Source organism: Mycobacterium sp. (assembly GCF_025965855.1).
Lineage (GTDB): Bacteria > Actinomycetota > Actinomycetes > Mycobacteriales > Mycobacteriaceae > Mycobacterium.
Genome location: NZ_JAOPWB010000237.1, coordinates 22,792 through 41,846 on the forward strand (window position 1 = coordinate 22,792; position 19,055 = coordinate 41,846).

19 protein-coding genes are annotated in these 19,055 nt (G+C 66.5%); 9 read left to right on the plus strand and 10 right to left on the minus strand.

The window, feature by feature from the left end:
- Window positions 1-12 precede the first annotated feature (12 nt).
- From JWP83_RS20150 to JWP83_RS20165, 4 genes are all read right to left on the minus strand, one after another.
- The gene (locus JWP83_RS20150) at window positions 13-1,734 is read right to left on the minus strand and encodes a PE-PPE domain-containing protein (protein WP_297733651.1); all 1,722 of its coding nucleotides are present in this window, start codon (window positions 1,732-1,734) and stop codon (window positions 13-15) included.
- Between the two features lie 207 nt (window positions 1,735-1,941).
- Complete coding sequence (locus JWP83_RS20155) at window positions 1,942-3,606, minus strand: PE-PPE domain-containing protein (RefSeq protein ID WP_297733655.1); 1,665 nt, start codon at window positions 3,604-3,606, stop codon at window positions 1,942-1,944.
- A gap of 161 nt (window positions 3,607-3,767) precedes the next feature.
- Window positions 3,768-4,610 carry a tyrosine-protein phosphatase gene (locus JWP83_RS20160; protein ID WP_297733660.1) on the minus strand — a complete coding sequence of 281 codons (843 nt, stop codon included), beginning with the start codon at window positions 4,608-4,610 and terminating at the stop codon, window positions 3,768-3,770.
- Window positions 4,603-5,823: an acyl-CoA dehydrogenase family protein gene (locus JWP83_RS20165; RefSeq protein ID WP_297733758.1), complete on the minus strand. Its 1,221-nt coding sequence runs from the start codon at window positions 5,821-5,823 to the stop codon at window positions 4,603-4,605. The genes JWP83_RS20160 and JWP83_RS20165 overlap by 8 nt, the downstream gene beginning before the upstream one ends.
- 140 nt (window positions 5,824-5,963) lie before the next feature.
- On the opposite strand from JWP83_RS20165, the gene JWP83_RS20170 reads away from it, so the two are divergent.
- From JWP83_RS20170 to JWP83_RS20185, 4 genes are read left to right on the plus strand one after another with little or no spacing between them, the layout of a single operon-like run.
- A complete protein-coding gene (locus tag JWP83_RS20170) occupies window positions 5,964-6,425 on the plus strand; it encodes a nuclear transport factor 2 family protein (protein WP_297733663.1) in 462 nt (153 codons plus the stop codon).
- Window positions 6,426-6,481: 56 nt separating this feature from the next.
- Window positions 6,482-7,573: a Re/Si-specific NAD(P)(+) transhydrogenase subunit alpha gene (locus JWP83_RS20175; RefSeq protein WP_297733666.1), complete on the plus strand. Its 1,092-nt coding sequence runs from the start codon at window positions 6,482-6,484 to the stop codon at window positions 7,571-7,573.
- Complete coding sequence (locus JWP83_RS20180; RefSeq protein WP_297733669.1) at window positions 7,574-7,900, plus strand: NAD(P) transhydrogenase subunit alpha; 327 nt, start codon at window positions 7,574-7,576, stop codon at window positions 7,898-7,900. It abuts the gene before it with no gap.
- Window positions 7,897-9,321 carry an NAD(P)(+) transhydrogenase (Re/Si-specific) subunit beta gene (locus tag JWP83_RS20185; protein ID WP_297733672.1) on the plus strand — a complete coding sequence of 475 codons (1,425 nt, stop codon included), beginning with the start codon at window positions 7,897-7,899 and terminating at the stop codon, window positions 9,319-9,321. The genes JWP83_RS20180 and JWP83_RS20185 overlap by 4 nt, the downstream gene beginning before the upstream one ends.
- Before the next feature lie 4 nt (window positions 9,322-9,325).
- On the opposite strand, the gene JWP83_RS20190 is transcribed toward JWP83_RS20185, so the two are convergent.
- Window positions 9,326-9,451, minus strand: a complete 126-nt coding sequence (locus tag JWP83_RS20190) for a hypothetical protein (protein ID WP_297733675.1) — start codon at window positions 9,449-9,451, stop codon at window positions 9,326-9,328.
- 162 nt (window positions 9,452-9,613) lie between these two features.
- Between JWP83_RS20190 and JWP83_RS20195 the strand changes: the two genes are divergently transcribed.
- Complete coding sequence (locus JWP83_RS20195) at window positions 9,614-10,237, plus strand: TetR/AcrR family transcriptional regulator (protein ID WP_067005124.1); 624 nt, start codon at window positions 9,614-9,616, stop codon at window positions 10,235-10,237.
- Window positions 10,238-10,245: 8 nt separating this feature from the next.
- On the opposite strand, the gene JWP83_RS20200 is transcribed toward JWP83_RS20195, so the two are convergent.
- The gene (locus JWP83_RS20200; RefSeq protein WP_297733684.1) at window positions 10,246-11,748 is read right to left on the minus strand and encodes a PE-PPE domain-containing protein; all 1,503 of its coding nucleotides are present in this window, start codon (window positions 11,746-11,748) and stop codon (window positions 10,246-10,248) included.
- Window positions 11,749-11,882: 134 nt separating this feature from the next.
- Window positions 11,883-12,779 carry an alpha/beta fold hydrolase gene (locus JWP83_RS20205; RefSeq protein ID WP_297733687.1) on the minus strand — a complete coding sequence of 299 codons (897 nt, stop codon included), beginning with the start codon at window positions 12,777-12,779 and terminating at the stop codon, window positions 11,883-11,885.
- Between the two features lie 110 nt (window positions 12,780-12,889).
- Here JWP83_RS20205 and JWP83_RS20210 point away from each other — a divergent pair, with 110 nt between their 5' ends.
- The 4 genes from JWP83_RS20210 (at window position 12,890) to JWP83_RS20225 (ending at window position 16,688) form a co-directional block, all read left to right on the plus strand.
- Window positions 12,890-13,990 carry a diacylglycerol kinase gene (locus tag JWP83_RS20210; protein ID WP_297733690.1) on the plus strand — a complete coding sequence of 367 codons (1,101 nt, stop codon included), beginning with the start codon at window positions 12,890-12,892 and terminating at the stop codon, window positions 13,988-13,990.
- A gap of 15 nt (window positions 13,991-14,005) precedes the next feature.
- Window positions 14,006-14,746 carry a glucose 1-dehydrogenase gene (locus tag JWP83_RS20215; protein WP_297733693.1) on the plus strand — a complete coding sequence of 247 codons (741 nt, stop codon included), beginning with the start codon at window positions 14,006-14,008 and terminating at the stop codon, window positions 14,744-14,746.
- 175 nt (window positions 14,747-14,921) lie between these two features.
- Complete coding sequence (locus JWP83_RS20220; RefSeq protein ID WP_297733696.1) at window positions 14,922-15,269, plus strand: WhiB family transcriptional regulator; 348 nt, start codon at window positions 14,922-14,924, stop codon at window positions 15,267-15,269.
- 69 nt (window positions 15,270-15,338) lie between these two features.
- Window positions 15,339-16,688, plus strand: a complete 1,350-nt coding sequence (locus JWP83_RS20225; protein ID WP_297733701.1) for an FAD-binding oxidoreductase — start codon at window positions 15,339-15,341, stop codon at window positions 16,686-16,688.
- Window positions 16,689-16,796: 108 nt separating this feature from the next.
- On the opposite strand, the gene JWP83_RS20230 is transcribed toward JWP83_RS20225, so the two are convergent.
- Genes JWP83_RS20230 through JWP83_RS20240 form a run of 3 tightly spaced genes read right to left on the minus strand, consistent with a single transcriptional unit; the run spans window position 16,797 to window position 19,037 of the window.
- Entirely contained in the window at window positions 16,797-17,336 is a 540-nt protein-coding gene (locus JWP83_RS20230) for a TetR/AcrR family transcriptional regulator (protein ID WP_297733704.1), read from the minus strand.
- 31 nt (window positions 17,337-17,367) lie between these two features.
- Window positions 17,368-18,201 (minus strand): thioesterase family protein, encoded by an 834-nt coding sequence (locus JWP83_RS20235; protein WP_297733707.1) that lies wholly within the window; start codon window positions 18,199-18,201, stop codon window positions 17,368-17,370.
- A gap of 17 nt (window positions 18,202-18,218) precedes the next feature.
- Window positions 18,219-19,037, minus strand: a complete 819-nt coding sequence (locus tag JWP83_RS20240) for an SMP-30/gluconolactonase/LRE family protein (protein WP_297733710.1) — start codon at window positions 19,035-19,037, stop codon at window positions 18,219-18,221.
- Between the last annotated feature and the right edge of the window lie 18 nt (window positions 19,038-19,055).

The window sequence follows — 19,055 nt, forward strand, 5'->3', positions numbered from 1 at the left end:
AGCACACGTCGATCACTGGGGACCCGGGTTCGGTACCCCAGTGAAGATCGTCTGGCCCGCGTTCACGAAGTTGATGAGTTCGAAACCGCTCGCGAGCGTGACCAATCCGACATCGGCGGCGATCGGACGGCCGAACGCATTCATCAGCCCCCCAACCGGATCGCCGTTGATCGATTGCGTGATGCCGTCGAGGAACAGGTTGAGGTCGTACGACGGGAGGGTGACCGCGATGGCGGTCGCTATGTCCGCGGTCGGGAGCAGCGTCGCGTAAGCGGTCGAGAAGTCGCCCGTCAGCGTGCCGACGATGTTGGTGTTCGCGGACTCGATGCCCTGGATGACACCGGTGAGCGTTGTCGGGATCGACGCCGAGGGCGGCAGGGTCAGTGCGGCAACGCCCGATGATGCGGCTCCGGGAAGGGAGCTCGCCAGGTTCGACAGGTCGTTGGCGAAGGCACCGACTCCCTGTGAGGTGGCGCCGGGCAAGAGGGCCCCCAGTTCCGTCGTCGCGCTCAGCGGCGGCAGGAATCCGAAGGGTGTCTGCACATTGGACGGGCTGGTCGAGAAGCCGTAGTTCGGGTCGCCGTAGCCCCAGTTCACGAGGAGTTTCAAGTCCGGCTGAATCAGGTCCGCGAGCGGGTTGCCGATAAGCGGTAGTGCCCGCAGCGGCGTCAGCAGCGGCAGGTTCTCCGTGGGAATCATGTAGTAGTCGGTCAGGCCGTTCGTGGGATCGAGGGTGTGCGACCCGGGCAATAGAAAGGCCGAAGCAAGCTGAGTGGGCGTCAGGTGTGGGTAGGTGCCGTGCACGAACACGATGCCTGCCAACGCGTTGAGGTCGGAGAAGATGTCGATCGGATAGCGCGGGAAGTCGGCGAAGCCGTCGTATTCGAGCGACCAAATGGTGGTCTGGAAGTCATTGCTCGGCGTGGAGGTGCCGAAGGTAATACCCAGGCTCGGGAAGCTCAGGCCCGGGAAACGCGAAAGCAGGCCGCCGTTGGGATTGGCCGGGTCACCGAGCAGAGTGAAATTTAGCTGCGTACTGGTGTAGCCATGGGCGAGAAGTTGTGGCATCGCTAGTGAAGAGATGATCGAGCTTTGCGAGTAGCCCAAGATCGCAACGGGATCACCCGTGTAGGTGGCGGGGTTCGGGATTACCTGGGCGATCGCGTTATTCAGCGAAGTGACGCCGCGGGCCAGGGAAATATCCAGTGTCAGGTCTTTGACGCCAGTGAAAGGATAGAGCCCCTCGGCGGTGGTGACGGGTGTCAACGCACTGATGGGGATGCCGGTGAATTGGCTCAGATAGCGATTGAAAACGTTCGCCATATAGCTCGGCGGCGGGTTCGCGGTGCCGCTGCCGGTCATGATCAGGATCGCACTGACGGGCGGGTCGGCCGCGGTCTGCACCGCTCCGAATACCGGGGCGGCCGCACCGGTCAACCCAAGCGTTCCCGCGATCTCGGCTTCGGCTTGCGCGTAAGCGTTTCCGGCGCCGGCCAGCGCCGCGGCGAACTGCCCGTGGAACGCGGTCGCCTGCTGCAGCAGCGCCTGGTATTCCTGACCGAACGAGCCGAAGAATTGTGCGGTGACGGCCGACACTTCGTCTTCGGCCGCTGCCGCGAGATTGGTCGTGGAGCCGGCGGCGGCCGCCCGGGCGTCGTTGATCGCCGAACCAATCGAAGAAGCATCCGCGGCGGCCGTCGTCAAGATCTGGGGCTGTGTGATCAAGCTCGTCATCGGCTCTTCCCTTCCGGACACCAGGGCACTCGTATTGGTCCCGACCACGCTGCCAACCCGATGACCAGGAGCATCGCTGGAACCGGCAGGAGCCAGCTTAGAGCGATCGCGCGTTCTTGTTGGCGTTTTGCGCCGTTGGTTTTGGTTGCCCCGGATTTGGGCGTGGAGCGGGAAAATCCGCCCGGCAACGGCTTTGGGACGGGCGCGTCAGGGGATGAGGCTCTGGATGTCCTTGACGTTTGACGTGACCGCTGACAGCAGGGTCAGGGCCTCCACCCCGCCCGCTACCGTGCCCAATCCCATGTCAGCCGCAATCGGATATCCGATCGCGTTGATGAGGTTGCCCTGCGCGAGCTGGCTCAGGAAAAGCTCGGAGTCGTAGAAGGGCAGCTCGGTGGCGAGGGAGTAGCCGATGTCGGCGGTCGGAAGCACGACGGCGTAGTCGGTCGAGACGATCCGATTGACAGCGTCGAAGACCTGTTGCGGCGACGGGAGGCTCGCCGGTGTCGTCGTCGGCCCCGGCGCGGTCGGCAAGGAGAACTGCGGCACGACCGCGGTGGGCTGCGAGGCGATCTGCTGCATGTCAAGCGAGAAGTCGTGGATTCCCTGCCCGGTGCCGGCGGCCAGCGCGTTAAAGACGGTGCCCGGGTTGGCATCCGGGAACAAACCGAACGGCGTCGGCACGTCCGCGTAGCTCGTCGAGTACCCGAGGGAGGGGTCCGGACCGTAGCCCAGATTAACCAATACCTTCAAGTCCGGCTGGATCAAGTCGACCAGAGGCTTCCCGATGACCGGTATGGCGTCCAGAGGTTTCAGTAGCGGCAGGTCCGCCGTGTGAATCATGTAGTAGGTGGTGTTGCCGGCGTAACCCGGCGACGTCGGCAATTGAATGGCGGAATTGACCTGGGTCGTCGTGAGATCCAGATAGGTGGGATGCACGAAGACGATGCCCGCGACCGCGTTGAGGTCGGCGAGGAGATTGATCGGATACCGAGGGAAGTCGGCGAATCCGTCGTATTCCAGCGTGTAGTTTGCCACGTGGTAGGGCGTGTTGGCGTTCATCCCGGGGTAGAAATCCAGCCCGAGGGCGGGCAGGGAGAGGTTCGGGAACCGCGAAAGCAGGCCGCCGTTGGGGTTCACTTCGTTGCCGGCCAGCACGAAGTTGAGCTGGTTCACGTTGGGAGGGTTCGCGCCAAAGAGGGACGTACCGTTGGCGAGGTTCTGCATTTCCAGCGAGGAGATGATGGCGCTCTGGGAAATGCCGAAAACGGTTACCGTTTGCCCCTGGCCATGGATCGTGCTGTACAGCGTGTTGTCGAGGATGGTCACGCCCTCTTGCACCGACGTGTTGAGCGGCAGGCTCTTGACACCGGTCAGTGGGTATAGCTGCTCGGGCGTGAAAAGCGCCACCAGGCTGCCCACCGAACGGACATAAAGGTTGTTGGCCCGGGAGACGAATGACGGTGAAGGAATGGGAGTCCCGGTGCCGCCGATGAAATACGACACCTGATTTGCCGTGAACGGGGGAATCGTCGCCGCGGGCAGCGCCGGGTTTGGCGCACCGGGCCCCGCCAGTCCGAGGCTCGTGGCGATGGCGGCCTCGGTTTCCGCATAGGCGATTCCGGCGGACGCCAGCGTCTGCCGGAACTGGTGGTGAAATGCCTCGAACCGCGCGACGACGGACTGATAGTCCTTGCCGACTGCGCCGAATAGGTCCGCGACGGCCACCGACACCTCATCGCCGGCCGCCGCCGCGATACCCGAGGTCGGAGCCGCTGCGGCGGCATTGGCGGCACTGAATGCCGAACCAATCCCTTCGATCTCCGCCGCGACCGACGCCAGCATCTGCGGCTCAGCGATGACATACGACATCGGCCCCACCCTTTCCCGACCAAAAGACCTGGACCCCGTCAGCGTAAGGTGATCTGGCAATCCTGTCCGGCGTTTGCGTCAAGCCCTTTTGCCCAACTTCGGCACCCTTGAGCACGAAGGGATTTCGCGCGCCTGTTCCGCTTACGCCGACGGCGGTCGGCTCAGCCGAGCAGCGCGCCGCGAAGGCGGTCGACGTCGGCCTCGGTAATACCCGCGTCGCTCAAATAGGAGCGCAGCGAACCGAATTCAGCGTCGATCGTTCGACGGGCGGCGGCCAGGTATTCCGGACGCACACCGAGGACGCCGTCGGACAGCCGGGCCTCGGTGAAGGTCACCACCTCCGGGGTCAGCTCGGTGTCGCCGCGCTGCTGGATCATCTCGTAGATATGCGTCCGGAGCTCGGGTACGGCGTCGTTGCTGCGCAAGAAGTCGGCGACGATGCTGTCGCGATCGACGCCGACGGCCTCCAGCACCGTTGCGACGACGAAGCCGGTGCGGTCCTTGCCCGCGAAGCAGTGCGTGAGGACCGGGCGCCCGGCGGCAAGCAGCGTGACGACGCGGCGCAGCGCGCGCTGCGCCCCGTTGCGCGTCGGGAATTGCCGGTACTCGTCGGTCATGAAGCGGACGGCGGTTTCGTTCACCGACTCTTCGGAACCGTCGGATTCACCTCGCAGCAGCCGCTGAAACGCCTCTTCGTGCGGCGCCGCAACGCCGGTTTCGGCATCGTCGTCGGCTTGCTGGTCGGACAAGTCGGGAAACGGCAGCAGGTGGATCTCGACCCCGTCGGGCACCAGCCCCGGGCCGCGACGGGCAACCTCCCGAACCGCGCGCAGGTCGGCGACGTCGGCGATGCCCAGCCGGAGCAGCGTCGTCCGCCCGTCGTCGTCGAGCCGGCTCAGCTCGCTGGACCGGAACAGCCGGCCGGGACGCAAGGCGGTCGCGCCGTCGGCGACGTCACGGAAATTCCACGCGCCCGGCAGGTCCCGGACGGCCGCCTCAGCCATGCCGGGTAACCGCCGCGGCGAGCGCGGCCTGCTCCCCGCCGATCTCGTAGCGCGCGATGGTCCGCACGTGCACCTCGTCGGGTCCGTCGAAGATCCGCATGGCGCGGTGCCAGCCGTACATCCGGGCCAGCACCGTGTCGTCGCTTATTCCGGCGGCCCCGTGCACCTGGATCGCGCGGTCGATCACATTGCAAGCCACCTGCGGGGCGACCGCCTTGATCTGCGAGACCAGCAGATGCGCTGCCTTATTGCCGTGCTCGTCGATCGTCCACGCCGCCTTCTCGCACAGCAGCCGCGCTTGGTCGATCTCGTTGCGGGACTTGGCAATTGCCTCCCGCACCACGCCCTGCTCGGCCAGCGGGCGGCCGAACGCCACCCGGTTGCGCGCACGGTCCACCATCAGGGCCAGCGCGCGTTCGGCGCCACCGAGTGCGCGCATGCAGTGGTGGATGCGGCCCGGTCCGAGCCGCGCCTGAGCGATGGCGAAGCCGGCGCCCTCTTCACCGAGCAGGTTGGTGACCGGTACCCGGACGTTGTCGTAGATGATCTCGCAGTGCCCGGGCTGGTCCTGGTAACCGAAGACCGTCGTCGAGCGGACAACGGTCACGCCCGGCGTATCGATTGGCACCAGAACCATCGACTGCTGTTGGTGGCTGGCCGCGTCGGGGTTGGTGCGGCCCATCACGATGAGGATCCTGCAGCGCGGGTCGGCCGCCCCGGACGTCCACCACTTACGCCCGTTGATGACGTAGTCGCCGCCGTCACGCTCGATGGAGGTCTCGATGTTGCGCGCGTCGCTGCTGGCGACCGCGGGCTCGGTCATCGAAAAGGCGCTGCGGATCTCCCCGGCCAGCAATGGCTCCAGCCACCGCTTGCGCTGCTCCTCGGTGGCGAACAGGTGCAGGGTCTCCATGTTGCCGGTGTCCGGCGCCGCGCAATTGAGAGCCTCGGGCGCGATCTCGAGACTCCAGCCGGTCAGCTCGGCCAGCGGGGCGTATTCGAGGTTGGTCAGGCCGGACTCGGCCGGCAGGAACAGGTTCCACAGCCCCTGCTGTTTGGCCTTGATTTTCAGTTCCTCGATGACCGGCGGAACGGTGTGGTCATTCGGGCCGGCCTCGTGACGGTATTTGTCGTATGCGGCCTCGGCCGGAAAGACGTACTCGATCATGAAGTCGGACAATCGCTTGTGGTAATCACTGGCTTTGGCCGACATCGCGAAGTCCATGACCGTCACGATAGGACACGTGCTCAGGCGCATAGTTTCAGGGCACCTAGCCCGGCGAGGCTGTAATCCTGCAGACAAAGTGCGAGTAGACGTCTGCAGATTTACAGGCTCGGCGCACGATAGACGCCATGACCGAGTCCAAGCCGCCCTTTCCGCCATTCACCCTCGAAACGGCAATGCAGAAGGTTCAGGCCGCCGAGGACGCCTGGAACACCCGCGACCCCGAGCGCGTCAGCCTGGCGTACACGCCCGATTCGCAGTGGCGCAATCGCGACGAACACATCGTGGGCCGCGACGCGATCGTCGTCTTTTTGGCCCGCAAGTGGGAGCGCGAACTCGACTACTCGCTGCGCAAGAGCCTGTGGGACTTCCACGACAACCGCATCGCCGTGCGGTTCCAGTACGAGTGCCACGATCACACCGGCCAGTGGTACCGCAGCTACGGCAACGAGCTGTGGGAATTCAGCCCGTCGGGACTGATGGCCCGCCGCGAGGCCAGCATCAACGACGTGCCGATCGAGGAGTCCGAGCGCCGCTACTTTGGCCCCCGCCCGGCGTCGGAACACGGCCAAGATATTCCGCTCTGGTAGCGGACCGATAGGGTGTCTGCCGCAAGCCCAAAGTAAGGAAAGTAGATGTACGCGCCATGACAGATGCGCAGACGACGGTGGGGGTAGTCGCCGAGTCCGGGACCGACGAGCGGCGCGTCGCGTTGGTGCCGAAGGCGGTCGCGTCGCTGGTCGGTAGTGGTTTGGCGGTGGTGGTCGAATCGGGTGCGGGCGAAGGCGCGCTGCTTCCCGACGGGCTCTACACCGAGGCCGGGGCGAGCATGGGGGACGCATGGGGCGCCGACGTGGTGGTCAAGGTCGCGCCGCCGACCGCTGACGAGGTCAGCCGGTTGCGCAGCGGGCAGACGCTGATCGGTTTCCTGGCGCCCCGCAACGCCGACAACGCGATCGGTGCGCTGAAGCAGGCCGGGGTGCAGGCGTTCGCGCTCGAGGCGATCCCGCGCATCTCGCGTGCTCAGGTAATGGACGCGTTGTCGTCGCAGGCCAACGTGGCCGGGTACAAGGCCGTCCTGGTGGCGGCCTCGGAATCGACCCGCTTCTTCCCGATGCTGACCACCGCGGCGGGAACCGTGAAGCCGGCCACCGTGCTGGTGCTCGGCGTCGGAGTGGCCGGCCTGCAGGCGTTGGCCACGGCCAAGCGGCTGGGCGCGCGCACTACCGGTTATGACGTGCGTCCGGAGGTGGCCGACCAGGTGCGTTCGGTCGGGGCGCAGTGGCTGGACGTCGGGATAGACGCGGCCGGTGAGGGGGGGTACGCCCGCGAGCTCACCGACGAGGAGCGCGCCCAGCAGCAGAAGGCTTTGGAAGACGCGATCGCGGGTTTCGACATAGTGATCACCACCGCGCTGGTCCCGGGCCGACCGGCGCCGCGGCTGGTTACCGCCGCCGCGGTGGAGGCGATGAAACCCGGCAGCGTGATCGTCGACCTCGCCGGTGAGACAGGCGGCAACTGCGAGCTCACGGAGCCGGGCCAGACGGTGGTCAAGCACGACGTCACCATCGCCTCGCCGCTGAACCTGCCCGCGACCATGCCCGAGCACGCCAGCGAGCTGTACAGCAAGAACATCACCGCGCTGCTGGATCTGCTGATCACGGACGGGAAGTTGGCGCCGGACTTCGACGACCAGGTCATCGCGGAGTCGTGTGTGACCCGCGGGGAGGACACGTAGATGTACGACGAACTTTTGGCCAACCTCGCGATCCTGGTGCTGTCCGGGTTCGTCGGGTTCGCCGTGATTTCCAAGGTGCCCAACACGCTGCACACGCCGCTGATGTCGGGCACCAACGCCATCCACGGGATCGTGGTGCTCGGCGCGCTGGTGGTGTTCGGTGAGGTCGAGCACCCGTCGCTCGCGGTGCAGATCATCCTGTTCGTCGCCGTGGTGTTCGGCACGCTGAACGTCATCGGCGGTTTCATCGTCACCGACCGGATGCTCGGCATGTTCAAGGGGAAGAAACGCACGCCCGCAAAGGTAGAGGAGCCGGCGGCCAAATGAACTACCTGGTCACGGTCCTCTACATCATCTCCTTCTCGCTGTTCATCTATGGGCTGATGGGCCTGACCGGCCCCAAGACGGCGGTGCGCGGCAACCTGATCGCCGCGGTGGGCATGGCCCTCGCCGTGACGGCGACACTGATCAAGATCCGGCACACCGACCAATGGGTGCTGATCATCCTCGGTCTGGTCGTGGGCGTCGTGCTCGGCGTCCCGCCGGCCCGGTGGACCAAGATGACCGCGATGCCGCAGCTGGTGGCCTTCTTCAACGGTGTCGGCGGCGGCACCGTCGCGCTCATCGCGCTCTCGGAATTCATTGAGACCCACGGCTTTTCGGCCTTCCAACACGGCGAGTCGCCGACCGTGCACATCGTGGTCGCGTCGTTGTTCGCCGCGATCATCGGGTCGATCTCGTTCTGGGGCTCGATCATCGCGTTCGGCAAGCTGCAGGAAATCATCTCCGGATCGCCGATCGGCTTCGGTCGGGGGCAGCAACCGATCAACCTGCTGCTGCTGGCCGGCGCGGTGGCCGCGGCGGTGGTCATCGGCCTACACGCACATCCCGGCACCGGTGGGGCGTCGCTGTGGTGGATGATCGGCCTGCTGGCCGCCGCCGGCGTGCTGGGCCTGATGGTCGTGTTGCCCATCGGTGGCGCCGACATGCCGGTGGTCATCTCCCTGCTCAACGCGATGACCGGGGTGTCGGCCGCCGCGGCCGGTCTGGCGTTGAACAACACGGCGATGATCGTGGCGGGCATGATCGTCGGCGCGTCCGGTTCGATCCTGACCAACCTGATGGCCAAGGCCATGAACCGCTCCATTCCCGCGATCGTGGCGGGCGGTTTCGGCGGTGGCGGGGTGGCCCCCAGCGTCGACGGCGGCGGCGACAAGCACGTCAGGGCGACGTCGGCCGCCGATGCCGCCATCCAGATGGCCTACGCCAACCAGGTGATCGTGGTGCCGGGCTACGGCCTGGCCGTCGCGCAGGCCCAGCACGCCGTCAAGGACATGGCGTCGCTGCTCGAGGACAAGGGCGTGCCGGTCAAGTACGCGATACACCCGGTCGCCGGCCGGATGCCCGGACACATGAACGTGCTGCTGGCCGAGGCCGAGGTCGACTACGACGCCATGAAGGACATGGACGACATCAACGACGAGTTCGCCCGCACCGACGTCGCGATCGTCATCGGCGCCAATGACGTCACCAACCCGGCGGCCCGCAACGAGGCGTCCAGCCCGATCTACGGCATGCCAATCCTCAACGTGGACAGGGCAAGGTCGGTGATTGTGCTGAAGCGGTCGATGAACTCGGGCTTCGCGGGCATCGACAACCCGCTGTTCTACGCCGACGGAACCACCATGCTGTTCGGGGACGCGAAAAAGTCGGTGACCGAGGTCGCCGAGGAACTTAAGGCGTTATAGGGCTCTAGACGGGCGGATAGGCGGGCGGCGGGTACCCGTTGCCGTCGACGACGCCGCGCAGACCCCACGGAACGTACTTGAAGAAGAACTCGATCTCGTCGCTCATGTCGTAGCTCGGATCCGGATCCATCGCCCCACCTCTCGACTCGCGACCAGTTCGACACGCCATCCTAGTCGCATACGCGCCGGTGCGACAGCTGGCGGTGGCCTTAAACTGTCCAACCAGTTGATTGATACTTTGCCTTATCCGGGCGTCAGCGTGGCCCGCCGGCAGTGACGATAGAGAGTACGAATGCCATCCGAGAACGGGCTAACCCGCCGCGAGGAGTTGCTGGCCGTTGCCACCAAGCTGTTCGCCGCGCGCGGCTACCACGGCACCCGGATGGACGATGTCGCCGACGTGATCGGGCTGAACAAGGCGACCGTCTACCACTACTACGCCAGCAAGTCGCTGATCCTCTTCGACATCTACCGCCAGGCCGCCGAGGGCACGCTGGCCGCCGTGCATGACGATCCATCGTGGACGGCCCGCGAGGCGCTCTACCAGTACACCGTCCGGCTGCTCACCGGCATCGCGGCCAATCCGGAGCGGGCCGCCGTGTACTTCCAGGAGCAGCCCTACATCACCGAGTGGTTCACCAGCGAGCAGGTCGCCGAGGTCCGCGAGAAGGAGGCCCAGGTCTACGAGCACGTGCACGGGCTCATCGACCGGGGCATTGCCAGCGGCGAGTTCTACCAATGCGACTCGCACGTGGTGGCCCTGGGCTACATCGGGATGACGCTGGGCAGCTACCGCTGGCTGCGGCCGAGCGGGCGGCGCACGGCCAAGGAGATCGCCGCCGAGTTCAGCACCGCGCTGCTGCGGGGTCTGATCCGCGACGAGTCGATCCGGCAGCATTCCCCGCTCGGGCCCTAGCCGGCGGGTCAGGGGAAAACGGGTGCGGGAATGAGATGCAGCACGTTCCCGGTCGCGCCGCTCAGCAGGGACAGCAGCGTCGTGCTCGACTGGCCGAAGGAGAAATTCAGGCCGGGATCGATGGACGGAACCCACGGGTAGGTGTTCGGGAACAGCGACGGCGACAACAGTCCGGCTTCCACCCCGGTCTCTATCGCGGCGCCGTAGGGGCCCTGCACGGCGCCCAAGGCGAGGTCGGGGACGACCGTGAACGGGTTCGGTATGTCGAACAGCCCGGCCGGGGTCGGAATGTTCGCATAGTTTGCGCCGGGCCCGAAGTCGCCGTAGCCCAGGTCCACGAGCACGCGCAGATCCGGCTGGAAGATGTCGGCGATCGGCGGACCCGCATAGGGGATGGCGCGGATCGGCTCCAGCAGCGGCAGGTTCTGGGACATCAGCATGTAGTAGTTGGTGTTCCCGCCGTTCGTCGGCAATGGAACTGCATTGGCAACCTGGGTGGCCGTCAAGTCGGGATAGCTGCCGTGGACGAAGAAATAGCCCATGAATGCGTTGAGGTCGGAGACGAGATTGAGGGGGTATTGAGGGGCGTCGGCGATGCCGTCGTATTGAAGCGTGTAAATACTGGTGTGCCAAGGGGATTGCGGCGTAGCGCCGTTGAACGCCACATCCAGGAAGGGGATGTAGAAGCCGGGGAAACGCTCGAGGATGCCGCCGACGGGGTTGTTGGGGTCGCCGATCAGCATGAAGGACAACCGGGTTGGATCGATGGGTGAGCCGGCCGCCATGAGGGCGTTTATCTCGTTGGTGGCGATCGTGGCGCTTTGCGAGTAGCCGAAAACCAGGGCGCTATTTGACGGGTTGCTGAGTGTCGAATTGATCGCGTTGTTCAGCAACGTGACGCCCTTGGCCACGGACTGGCCGAACGTCATGTTTCCGAGCTGCGGGGTCACAGGCCAGAACTGCTCGGGGGTGAACAGGCCTTGCGGGATGGTGCCTGGCGGTGAGACCGGCTTGATGTACGAGTTGAAAATGCTTGTTACGTATTTGGGGTCCGGTTGTGGGTTGTTGGTGCCGCCCATGATCAGCGCGTATAGCGGATCCCCGGCGGCCAACTGCACCACTTGCAGCGGGCTGGCGCCGGTGGACGCGCCGCCGGCGATCGGCGTCTGCCCCAGCAGCGTCCGGACCGGCGCGCTGACCTCGTTCGAAAGACCGGAGACCAGGGCCGCGTTGGCGGCCTCGGCCTGCGCGTAGGCGCTCGCCGCGGCCGCCAATGCCTGGGTGAATTCGGTATGGAAGGTCGCGGCCTGCGAAAGGGCCGCTTGATATTCCTGGCCATACGCGCCGAATAGCTTCGCGATGGCCGCCGACACCTCGTCCTCGGCCGCCGCCAGCAAACCGGTTGTCTGTCCCGCTGCATTCGCGCGGGCCGCGTTGATCGCCGAACCGATGCCTTGCACGTCGGCGGCCGTCGACGCCAACGTTTCAGGGGCGGTAATTAAATCTGCCATCTCCCCGTCCTTCCCCACAGACCGGGACCCCTCCCGGTCAAACGGGACTTACCCGCGACCGTGGGTATTAGGTATTGACAGAGACTAGAGCCGTCCTGGCGGGAAGTCTGGCGTTTCGCATAAGTTGCTCGGGGCTACGCTCTGGCGTTTTTCAGGTGCCTGTCGAGAAAGGCAAGTTGGTCCGCGACGACGCGCTCGAACGCGTCGCCGACATAGATCTCGAAATGCCCCTCGGGATACATCCTGACCTCACCGCGCGGAGCCATGGCCGCGTAACGCAACGTCGGCACCGATGGAGCCACCGAGTCGGCCTCGCACACGCAGAACAGGATCGGGCAGGCGATCTTCGCGGCCTGGCGACCGGGGCGGTAGGCGATGACCTTCAACGCGAACCGGGCGGCGACCTCGTTCGGCACCGCTTGGCCCTCGGGGACCAGCCTCAGGTAGCCGGGGTACGCGTCGGGCGCGTTCATCAAGGCGACCTCGCCCGACTTGCCCGCCGCCGGAATCATCACCGGTGATCTGCCGAACCGGGCGGCGATGATGTCGCGCGCGGCCAGGACGCCGATACGCCCGAAGATGGCCGGGCTCAGTGTCCGCACCGAAGCGACACCGTCGGTGAACGGGCATTGGGCCACGGCGGCCCTGATGCCCGGCACCCGGGCCGCCGTGGCGATCACGTGTCCACCGCCAAAAGAGGTGCCCCACACACCGATTCGATTGTGATCGATGCCTTCCAGGGTGCGGGCGTGGGCGACCGCGGCCGACCAGTCCGCGAGCTGCATCCCGATGTCGAGCAGTTGCCGCGGCCGGCCTTCGCTGTCACCGAAGTTGCGGTAGTCGAACACCAGGCAGGCGTAGCCGGCCGCGCTGAACCGTTCGGCGTAGGCGTCCAGTCGCATGGTGCGCACCGCGCCCAGGCCGTGTGCCATCACCAGAATCGGCGGGGCGTCGCCGCCCGCCGGCCGGTAGAGCCATGCGCTGATCCGGTCGTCGCCGGATCTGAATTCGACGTCCTCGCGTTGCGCCATCAGGGTTTCCATTCTGCCGGGCCCGGACCGAAGTCGGGCCCGGTAGGCGTCTCAGAAATTGTGGACTACTGTCTAGAAACGTTTCGAGCGTTCGAGGGACGGAGACTCTCATGGCTATCCGCGTCGCGCACGTCGGTACCGGAAATGTCGGGGGGCTGGCCCTGGCCGAACTGATCACGAATCCTCAGTTCGAACTGACGGGCGTGTGCGTGTCCACGCCGGAGAAGGTGGGCAAGGACGCCGGGCAACTGTGCGGCGTCGGCCTGGACGCCGGCACCGCGACGGGCGTCCCCGCCGTCGGAGACCTCGACGCCATTCTGGCCACCAAGCCCGAGTGCGTCGTCTACTGCGCCATGGGCGATACCCGGCTACCCGATGCGATGGCGGACGTCATGCGCATCCTGGCCGCCGGGATCAACGTCGTCGGGTCTTCGCCGGGGCTGCTCCAATACCCGTGGGGTGTGATGCCCAACAAGTACATCGCCCGGGTGGAAGACGCTGCACGGCAAGGGAATTCAAGTATCTTCATCACGGGCGTCGACCCCGGGTTCATCAATGACCTCATCCCGTTTGCGCTGGCCGGTACCTGCCAGCGCATCGAGCAGGTGCGCTGCATGGAGATCGCCGATTACGCCACCTACGACGGCTCCGAGGTCATGTTCTACATGGGGTTCGGCAGGCCCCTCGACGAGATGCCGATGCTGCTGCAGCCGGGCGTGCTGAGCATCGCCTGGGGGACGGCGATCCGCCAGCTGGCGGCCGGCCTCGGCATCGAGGTCGACGAGATCACCGAGTCCCACCAGCGCGAGCCGGCACCGGAAGACTTCGACATCGCGGTGGGGCACGTTGCCAAGGGCACTATGGCCGCGCTGCAGTTCGAGATCCGCGGCATGTCCGGCGGCCGTCCGGCCGTCGTCGTCGAGCACATCACGCGGTTGCGGCCCGACCTGCGACCCGACTGGCCGCAACCCGCTTCTGGCGGCGGCTCGTATCGCGTCGAGATCACCGGGGAGCCGTCCTACGCCGTCGACATCGTCCCGAGCAGCCGCAAGGGCGACCACAACCATGCGGCGATCGTCGGCGCGGCCGGGCGCATCGTCAACGCCATTCCCGCGGTGGTCGCGGCGCCGCCGGGCATCCGGACCACGCTGGACCTTCCGCTGGTCACCGGGATAGGTCTTTACGCGCCAAACGACCTGGTAGTTACGTAACCGAAAGGAATCTCAGTGGGACGGGTAGACGGCAAAGTTGCGCTCATCAGCGGAGGCGCCCGGGGGATGGGCGCCTCGCACGCTCGTCTGCTCGTGGAAGAAGGCGCCAAGGTGGTGATCGGCGACATCCTCGACGACGAGGGAAAAGCGCTGGCCGCTGAAATTGGTGATGCGGCGCGTTACGTCCACCTCGACGTCACCCAGCCCGACCAGTGGGACGCCGCGGTCGCCACGGCGACCGGCGAATTCGGCAAGCTCAATGTGTTGGTCAACAACGCCGGCATCGTGGCGCTCGGGCAACTGAGGAATTTCGATCTGGGCAAGTGGCAGAAGGTGATTGACGTCAACCTGACCGGCACCTTCCTGGGCATGCGGGTGGCCGTCGATCCCATGACCGAGGCCGGGGGCGGCTCGATCATCAACGTGTCGTCGATCGAGGGGCTGCGCGGCGCGCCCGCCGTGCATCCCTACGTCGCGTCCAAGTGGGCGGTACGCGGCCTGGCCAAGTCGGCGGCGTTGGAGTTGGCGCCGTTCAACATTCGGGTCAACTCGATACACCCCGGCTTCATCCGCACCCCGATGACCGCCAAGCTGCCGGAGGACATGGTCACCATCCCGCTGGGCCGCCCGGGCGAGTCGCGGGAAGTGTCGACGTTCGTGCTGTTCCTCGCCAGCGACGAGTCGTCCTACACGACGGGCAGCGAATTCGTCATGGACGGCGGGCTGGTGACCGACGTGCCGCACAAGCAGTTCTAGGGCGGGAGTCGCCGTAGCCGGTCGGCCCGTTAACCGGGGCGTTGCAGGTGCTTGGGCCCTCGTTTAGGCGGCGGCCTTCCAGTATTCAACTTGTGTCGTTTAAGCGGCGCGGCGCGGGGAATCATGCAGGGACGCACCTGCGTGGGAATCTCGGGCCGGGAAAAGGGGACAGCTCATGTCAGGGTCGAAGCCCGCCGGTCAGACAAACCGGACCGTTGTGCGGGGCTTGGTCCGCAGCCCGGCTGCCGAGGAGCCGGCCGGCTGGGTGTCGAAAGCCTTATGCGGCGACACTGATCCCGACGGACTCTTTGTCAGCGGCGCCGCCCAGCGCAAGGCCGCGGTGTTCTGCCGTCACTGTCCGGTCATGCAGGAGTGCGCAGCAGAGGCGCTGGACAACAGAGTGGAATTTGGTGTCTGGGGCGGCATGACGGAGCGCCAGCGGCGAGCCCTACTCCAGCAGCACCCCGAGGTGGTTTCCTGGTCAAACTTCCTTAGCGAGCGAAGAAAACGCAGCGTCGGCTGAATCGCTAGTTGTCAAGCAACACAGGGTCCTGCTCGTCGGGCAGGAACCGGCGGTGCTATAACCGCGAGCATGCCAGGCAGCCTTGAGGATCTGGAAAGGATCGTTGGATCGACCCACGTCGTCACCGACCCCGACGTAGTGGCCGGCCGCAGCGTCGACCACACGGGCCGCTATCGCGGGCGGGCCAGCGCGCTGGTGCGGCCCGGTTCGGCCGAGGAGGTCGCCGAGGTGCTGCGGGTGTGCCGCGACGCGGGGGCGCACGTGACGGTGCAGGGCGGCCGCACCTCCTTGGTGGCCGGCACGGTCCCCGAGCACGACGACGTGCTGCTGTCCACCGAACGCCTATGCGCCCTCGGCGACGTGGACACCGTGGAGCGCCGCGTCGAGGTCGGCGCCGGAGCCGCGCTGACCGTCGTGCAAAACGCCGCTGCCGCAGCGGGTTTGGTGTTCGGCGTGGACCTGGCCGCCCGCGACACCGCGACCGTCGGTGGCATGGCCTCGACGAACGCCGGAGGCCTGCGCACCGTCCGCTACGGCAACATGGGCGAGCAGGTCGTCGGCCTGCAGGTGGCGCTGCCCGACGGTTCGCTGATGCGCCGCCACAGCCTGGTGCGCCGCGACAACACCGGCTACGACCTGCCGGCGCTGTTCGTTGGCGCCGAAGGCACCCTCGGCGTGATCACCGCGCTGGACCTGCGGTTGCACCCCACGCCGTCGCATCGGGTGACGGCGGTCTGCGGGTTCGTCGATCTCGAGGCGCTGGTCGATGCTGCCCGCACCTTTCGTGACGTGGACGGGATCGCGGCGCTGGAACTGATCGACGGCCGGGCCGCGGCGCTGACCGCCGAACACCTCGGGGTCGGCGCACCGGTGCAGGGTGAGTGGCTGCTGTTGGTGGAGCTGGCCGCCGACCACGACCAGACCGATCGGCTCGCCGACCTACTCGAGGGCGTGCGGCTGTATGGCGATCCCGCGGTCGGCGTGGATGTCGCTGCGCAGCAACGGTTGTGGCGTGTCCGCGAATCGCTCGCCGACGTGCTCGGCGTGTACGGGCCGCCGCTGAAGTTCGACGTGTCGTTGCCGTTGTCGTCCATTGGCGAATTCGCAAGAAAGGCGGTCGATTTGCTCGGCTCGCATGCTCCCGAGGCGCTGCCCGTGCTGTTCGGCCACATCGGCGAGGGCAACCTGCACCTCAACGTGCTGCGCTGCCCGGTCGAGCGGGAGCGGGCGCTCTACGAGCCGATGATGGGCCTCATCGCGGGGTGCGGGGGCAACGTCAGCTCCGAGCACGGCGTCGGCAGTCGCAAGCGCCCGTACCTGGGCATGTCGCGGGAGCCCGCCGACATCGCCGCGATGCGGGCGGTGAAGGCCGCCTTCGACCCGACCGGTTACCTCAATGCGGCCGTGTTGTTCGACTGATCCCCTTTGCCGCGAGGGTGCGCAGTTGTACGCCCGATCCGGCGTGTCGCCGTACAGACACGCACGCTCGCGGGGGATTTAAGCGGGGGATTTAAGCGGGGGATTTAATCAGCCCGAGCCCTTGATGCCTACCGCGTGGCGCAATTGCTCGAGGAACTGTTCGGCATCGTCGCTTCGGACGATGTAATGCGAGATCGCGATCCTGATGACCGTCGCGGCCTTCACCGCGGCGTTGGGTCCGGAGAGGTGCCGTTGCAGGCCGTCGCGCATCTGGGGGATGACGCGGGAAAACTGGGCGATGGTGTGCTCGGGTTCGACGTCGACCATGCGCACCCCGGAGTACGAATGCTGGAACTCGACGATGAATCGCAGCACGGCGTCGAGCTTGTCGACTCCCTTCAATCCGGCGGTGGCCCTGACCAGGCCGCTCTCGAACGCCTGCCGTTCGTAGTGCGAAAACGCCGACAGCAGCTCCTCTTTGGAGGCGAACCAGCGGTAGAGCGTGGGGCGCGAGACTCCCGCCTGGGCGGCCACCTCCGACAGGCTGAGCTTGGTCTTGCCGTTGCGACCGAGCACCTCGGCGGTGGCGTCGAGAATGCGCTGGCGCGTCGAGATGTCGATCTCCGCCGCTTGGGCCGGCTGGCTCATAACAGAAACTCTACGAAGTATCTCGAGCGTGTCACGGATTTTTCGCTTCCCGGTCGGGGCGCCCTCGCACCAGCACGCATTGTTGAATGGCGCCGACGGCGCCCCCCTCGTCAAACAGAGTGCCGACCGTCGTCCCGATGCCGTCCGGCCCGTAGCTTGTCTCCGCGCGAATACCGATCCAGTCGCCGTCGGGGACCCGGAACACGTGCACGGCGAGGTCGGTGTTGAGGAACGTCCACTTGCTGATGTCCAGCTTGCTGCCGATGCCGTTGGCGCAGTCGGCCACGGCGAACAGTCGCTCCAACGGGGTCATGGTCTCGCCCTTGACGAGGTCGACGGTTGGCTTGATCCAGGATTCACCCGGGCCCTCGCTCAGCGGTTCGGTCAGCCATAGCCAGTCCAGGCTGTGCACGTAGTTGCGATCCCAATCCATCGCCTTGAGGTTGCGGCTGCGGGCCTCGGCCCGCGACCGGGGCATCCGAGCCGCGGCGTGCGCCAACGCCCGCGTGTCTTGGTGCTGTAACCGCCATCCGCTGGCGCGCGCCACCGGCCGGGGTTTGCCATCGGGCCCCGGTGCGAGCATCTCGGCGGTCACGAGTTCGATTTGCTTCCCGCCCCGCGGCAGTTGCGAGCTGACCCACAGGTCGTCCTCGGCCGGCACCCCGCCCAGCAGGTCGATGACGACCCGGCCGAGCCGAGTGTCGTCGCGCGGGGCGCATCGTTCCAGCGCCCGGACCAGCAGTGCCGAAACCGGGCCGCCGTGTTGTATCGCGGCCGACCAGGTGCCGCGCGCCAGATCGGTCGCCCCGAATTTTTCGCCCAGCGGATCGGCGTCGTCGATCAGCTCGTAGTAGGAGTCGGTCATCGTCTACTTTCCGGGTGTCAGGGCAGGCCCGCGCCGGGGATGTCAACCGTCACGGCGTCCAGCTGCGAGAGCCGGGTGCCGATCAGCCGCTGGGGATACGCGTCGGTGCTCGACAGCAGAAACAGCGTGCGGCGCGCGGGACCGCCGAGCGCGCACGCGATCGCCACCCGCTCACCCATCTCGATGCGGTCGGTCACGACGCCGCCCTCGGTGATGCGCTCGAACTGGTGAGCCAGCGTCGTGGACGCCCATACCCCGCCCTCGGCGTCGAGCGCGATGCCGTCCGGCGGTCCGTCCAGGCCGTCGGCGAAAATCCGGCGGCCGCCCAGCCCACCGTCATCGCCGATGGTGAACGCGGTCAGCCGCCGGCCCGTCGATTCGGCGACGATCAATGTCGCTCCGTCCGGCGTGATCACCATGCCGTTGGGAAAGTCGAGGTCTTCGGCGACGATGGTGGCGGTGTCGTCGGCGTCGAGGCGGATGATCGCGCCGCCGGAGAACGCCTGGCATCCGATGTAGGCGCGCCCGGCGTCGTCGACGACCATGTCGCCCAGGTTGACGGGCGTCAGGCGGGCCAGATCGGCGATGGCGATGACCGTTTCGCCGTCGTAGCGCAACACCTGCCGGTCCTCGGTCGAGGCGATCAGCAGGGACCCGTCGGGACGAAACCCGAGGCCCGCCGGGCAGCGCCCGGGCAGCGGCAACGTCGTCAGCGAGCCGCGCATGTCCACGGTATGCACGGCTTCGCCCAGCATGTCGGAGAACCACAGCAGTCCTTCGAACCAACGCGGGCCCTCGCCGGAGCAGAACCCCTTGGCCAAGGGCTCGGGGATCATGGGCTCATGCCTTTACAA